4 protein-coding genes are annotated in these 5,030 nt (G+C 33.6%); 1 reads left to right on the top strand and 3 read right to left on the bottom strand.

Annotation, left to right across the window (positions count from 1 at the left end):
• Window positions 1-137 precede the first annotated feature (137 nt).
• On the bottom strand, window positions 138-653 hold the full coding sequence (locus ACZQCL_RS05765) for an ECF transporter S component (protein ID WP_288522209.1): 516 nt from the start codon (window positions 651-653) through the stop codon (window positions 138-140).
• A 132-nt stretch (window positions 654-785) separates the two neighbouring features.
• Here ACZQCL_RS05765 and ACZQCL_RS05770 point away from each other — a divergent pair, with 132 nt between their 5' ends.
• A complete protein-coding gene (locus ACZQCL_RS05770) occupies window positions 786-1,442 on the top strand; it encodes an N-acetylmuramoyl-L-alanine amidase family protein (protein WP_482482180.1) in 657 nt (218 codons plus the stop codon).
• A gap of 9 nt (window positions 1,443-1,451) precedes the next feature.
• Here the strand turns inward: ACZQCL_RS05770 and ACZQCL_RS05775 are convergent, their stop codons facing one another.
• Both ACZQCL_RS05775 and ACZQCL_RS05780 read right to left on the bottom strand, forming a co-directional pair.
• A complete protein-coding gene (locus ACZQCL_RS05775) occupies window positions 1,452-3,215 on the bottom strand; it encodes an ABC transporter ATP-binding protein (RefSeq protein ID WP_482482182.1) in 1,764 nt (587 codons plus the stop codon).
• A complete protein-coding gene (locus tag ACZQCL_RS05780; RefSeq protein WP_482482184.1) occupies window positions 3,196-4,935 on the bottom strand; it encodes an ABC transporter ATP-binding protein in 1,740 nt (579 codons plus the stop codon). The genes ACZQCL_RS05775 and ACZQCL_RS05780 overlap by 20 nt, the downstream gene beginning before the upstream one ends.
• Window positions 4,936-5,030: the final 95 nt, after the last annotated feature.

Below are 5,030 nucleotides of genomic sequence, written 5' to 3' on the forward strand. Positions count from 1 at the left end.
TTCTTCATTATCCAAAACACAAATCATTGTCGTTTCAATTTCATATGTGTCCATTAATGAAATCAATTCATCTGCATCCATTCCTACATTGGCCCATCCACCAATATAACCTAAATGTGCATGTGCATCGATTTTTTTCATGCGACAGCTCCTTGTAAAGATACTACTTTCGATTTAGCTAAAACATTCGCAACGATCGCATAGATAACTAGACCCATAATCGTTTGAGCTAAAAGTCTAGGTACAGACGCAAAGGCAACTGCTGCTGTAAATAAAGGAATCTTAAATAGTGTATATGCGAAACATTGAAACAAACCACCAAGGCTAGCTCCAACGATCCAATCTAATTTTTCATTGTTTCCCTTTTCAAGTACAACACCCATAATATATCCCATAATGAATTTAAAGATAAATGTAGGAAGCACCCAAATCATAGCGCCTGTTAATAAATCACTTAAAGCCGCACCTAAACCTGCAGCTAGAGCACCATCTTTTTTACCTAAGACAAGTACAGCTAAAAATGCCATACAATCTCCCATATGTGTATATCCACCCGTTGCTGGATTTGGAAGTTTAATTGTAAATGTACATACGAAGATCAACGCGATCATTAAAGCTGTTTTGGCAATTCTTCTTGTAGTTTCATTTGTCATAATCATTTCTCCTTTTTAAAACTTGTCCCTATATTATCATTTTACTGTATCCTTTAAAATATACAGTTTTAACTTAATTTTAAGGGACAACAATTTAAGAAACATTTAAGGATTACATGTTTTAATAGGTCCATGAAAAAATTATTAATGACACTTTTACTCACATTCTGTATAGGATGCACCTATACTTTACTCAATGAAAAAGATACAACAGTTTCTGCCAAAAGCACAAAAGAAACTATCATGATTGATGCTGGTCATGGAGGATATGATGTAGGAGCTGAAAGCAACTATGGCGATTATGAAAAAGATATCAATTTAGATATCGCACTACTTGTTGGAAAACAACTCAAATCCTATGGCTATAAAGTTGTATACACGCGTACAAGCGACTCTGTTTCATGGTCAAATGATAATGTAGAGGATCTACAAACCCGTTGTGATTTAGCTAAGAAAAAGAATGCCGATTTATTTGTATCGATACATTTAAATTCAAGTGAATATGATGCGAGTGGATATGAAATCTATTGTGATTTTACCAACAAGAACACTGTGAAATTGTCCAACTCTATTCTTGATCAATTGGATAAACTCGATTATTCTTCGAATCGAGGCTTATTAGATACAAATGAAACACCTTTGTATGTGGTTGCCAACAATGAAGTGGATGCGATATTGATAGAAGCTGGATTTATATCCGATGATTCTGATTTATATTATCTTAAAAATCATACAAAAAATATTGCGATTGCCATTGCCAAAGGCATCAAAAAAAGTCTGAATGAATAATCAGACTCTTTATTTTGCGAATTGAGCATTATACAATCTTGCGTATACCCCATTTTTATTCAACAATTCTTCATGCGTACCTTGCTCAACGATATCCCCATGTTCAAGCACTAAAATCTTATCTGCATTAATGATTGTAGATAAACGGTGTGCAATCACAAAACATGTACGATTTTCCATGACACGATCCATTGCACCTTGAAGACGTCTTTCAAGTCTTGTATCTACACTACTAGTAGCTTCATCCAAAATCAAAACTTCTGGATTCTTTATAAGAGCACGAGCAATTGTTAATAATTGTTTTTCACCTTGAGAAATATTGCTACCTTCTTCATTGATCAAAGTATCATAGCCATCGGTTAAAGTACGTATAAAGTGATGAACATTAGCTTGTTTTGCGGCTTGGACAATTTCATTTTTTAATGCTTTTTCATTTCCATACGCAATATTTTGTTCAATACTTCCCTCAAACAACCACGTATCTTGTAGAACCAACGCAAAAAGTTTTCTTAAATCATGATATGACAATTCTCGAATATCAATACCATTAATTTTAATACTTCCACCCTTTACGTCATAGAACCGTAGTAATAAGTTTGTCAATGTTGTCTTACCTGCTCCTGTAGGACCTACAATAGCGATGGTTTGACCTTGATGTACATCAATATTAACATCCTTCATTAATAGATTATCATCATATCCAAATTGTACATGATCAAATTCAATAGTACGTACTTCATCAATTTGACATTTGGATATAACATCCTCTTCAATTGGTTGATTTAAGAAAGTGAATAAACGTGACATGGCACTAAAGGCAGATTGTACTGCACTTGATAATTGAGATATTTGAGAAATCGGATCGTTGATTTGCCAAATATAACGAATAAATGCTTGTAGTTGCCCTAATGCGATAGTTCCATTTAATACTTGAAGACATCCAACAAGGCTTGCACAACCAATACTTAAATAGGTAATCAAAGAACATAATGGATTGATCAAGCTCGATACAAACTGCGCCTTAAAACTTGATACACGCATTCTTTCATTATCTTTTTGAAATCTTTCTAAAGCATGTTCTTGTTGATTATAAGAAAGAATCTCACTATATCCATCATACAATTCATTGATGGTACCATTCAAATCGGCTAATGTATTTTGTTGATCATCAAATAAAGGCTGTGATTTCTTAACGACAAATTTTGATAAAAGCGCAATAACAGGTAATGCCACTAGAATGATACACGTCATTAGTACATTGATTCTTAGCATCATGAATAGCACAAAAGTGAATGTACATATAGCTGAAATTACTCGTGATAAAGTTTGTTGCAACGCATTCGATAATGTATCCACATCATTTGTGATACGTGATAATAACTCTCCCGTTTTTTCTTGATCAAAATAAGAAACAGGTAAATGATGAATTTTATTCTCAATCGCATTGCGCACATCAAACATCGTCTTCTGAATCGCATCCGTCATAAAAACAGCCATTAAAAATTGAGATATTGTCTTCACAATATAGATGGAAAATAAGATACATAATATATGTACAACTTTATCTACCTGAATTGGTTGATGCGCTGAAATATCTTTAGCTAATTGCGTAGTGATCATACCTTCTACAGTCGGATTTAAGGCAAAAGTCACTTGGGCTGTAATAACCATTAAAATTCCAAATAACAATTTAAAGCGATATGGCTTTATAAACACAAACAGATGAGATAGACATTCAGTAAACTTCATTTTCTTAGTTTCTTTCATAATCATCCAACTCCTTTTGTGTTAATTGTGAATGAGCAATCTCTTGATAAACACTACAATCCTTTAACAATTGTGCATGTGTTCCCATTCCAATAATCTGACCTTCATCCAAAACAATGATCATATCCGAATCCATGATGGTAGAAATTCTTTGGGCAACCACAAAGAAAATCGCATTCTTTACTTCTGGTTTTAAGGCTTTTCTTAATGTCGCATCCGTTTTAAAATCTAAAGCACTAAAACTATCATCATAAATATAAAGGGATGGCTTTTTTAAGATGACACGAGCAATCGATAACCTTTGTTTCTGTCCACCCGAAATATTCGTTCCATCCTCTGCAATTTCATCTTCATACCCATGCTCTCTTGTCGAAATAAAATCGCTGGCTTGCGCAACCGTTGCTGCATGAACCATCTCTTCAACACTAGCCTCAGGCTTACCAAAACAAATATTCGATTGAATACTTCCCTTAAACATATGTGCCTTTTGTGCAACATATCCAATTTGGGTACGTAAACTCTCTAAATTATATTTACGAATATCAACACCATTGATTTCAATCGATCCACGACTTACATCATAAAATCGATTCATTAATTTTACTAATGTACTCTTACCAGATCCTGTACTTCCAATCACGGCAATTTTTTGTCCTTTATGACATGAAAAATCAATGTTCTTTAAAACGGCTTCTTCTCCATTTGGATACGAGAACGTAACATCTTTAAAACTCAATGTTTGAATTGAATCCAATTGAATAGAATTTTCATCATTGACAATACTTGGTTTTGTATCTAAAACCTCCATAATACGCTTAGCCGATACATTCGCTCTAGGATACATCATAAACACCATACAGAAAATCAAAACAGACATCATAACGTGGAATAAGTATTCTACAAAGGCCACTACATTTCCTAAGGTAACAGCATTCGAATTTAGTAAAGTACAACTTAAATAATATACAATCACCGTTGCGATATTCATCAAAAAGAAAAAAGATGGTTCCGTACAAGACATCAATTTAAATAGTTTTGCGCTTTGATCTCGATAGAAATCATTTTCATTAGAGAAACGTTTCTTTTCATACTCTTGTTTATTAAAAGAACGAATCACACGAATTCCCGTAATATTTTCACGCAAAATTTGATTAATGTGGTCAATCGACTTTTGTTGGTTCTCACTCAATGGTTCACTTACTTTGGCAACAATGATCACACCCAAAATAACAACAGGAATCGTAGCTAAGACTACATAAGATAGTTCTAAAGAGATTTTTAAAATTAACATAACCGAAACACACATCATAACCGGTGTTAATAATGCAGATTTTAAAATCACATTTAAAAATAACATAATTTGATAGGCATCATTATTTGTACGTGTAATCATACTGGATACACCAAACTTTTCCATTTCAGCAGCCGAGAATGCTTGTGCATGTTCAAAAACGTCATTACGAATATCACGCGTAATATTTGTCGATATTTTTGAGCAGCAATAGCCAAGTAGCACAACCCCACTTACACCAATCACACTAATGAATGCCATCAATCCAAAACGACTATATAAATAAGTTGTGTCTTGTGTTTCAATACCATGATCGATCATATCCGAAATGATTGTTGGAATTCCAAGTTCTACAAGAGCAAAACCAAATACACTTATAAAATCCAGTAAAAACCATTTCTTATATTTCATTAAATATTTCCATATAAGCTTCATAAGTAAATTTATCTCCTTCTCTAAAATAAACAGTTGGAGATAAACTCCTCTAAGAACCGTACGTGCAGTTTTCCCGCATACGGCTCCCCACTGTT

Source organism: Holdemanella sp., from assembly GCF_056804935.1.

Bases quoted from the DNA above. Each gene is read 5' to 3' on its own strand.
- ACZQCL_RS05765 (WP_288522209.1), bottom strand. From the start codon at position 653: ATGACAAATGAAACTACAAGAAGAATTGCCAAAACAGCTTTAATGATC.
- ACZQCL_RS05770 (WP_482482180.1), top strand. From the start codon at position 786: ATGAAAAAATTATTAATGACACTTTTACTCACATTCTGTATAGGATGC.
- ACZQCL_RS05775 (WP_482482182.1), bottom strand. From the start codon at position 3,215: ATGATTATGAAAGAAACTAAGAAAATGAAGTTTACTGAATGTCTATCT.
- ACZQCL_RS05780 (WP_482482184.1), bottom strand. From the start codon at position 4,935: ATGAAGCTTATATGGAAATATTTAATGAAATATAAGAAATGGTTTTTA.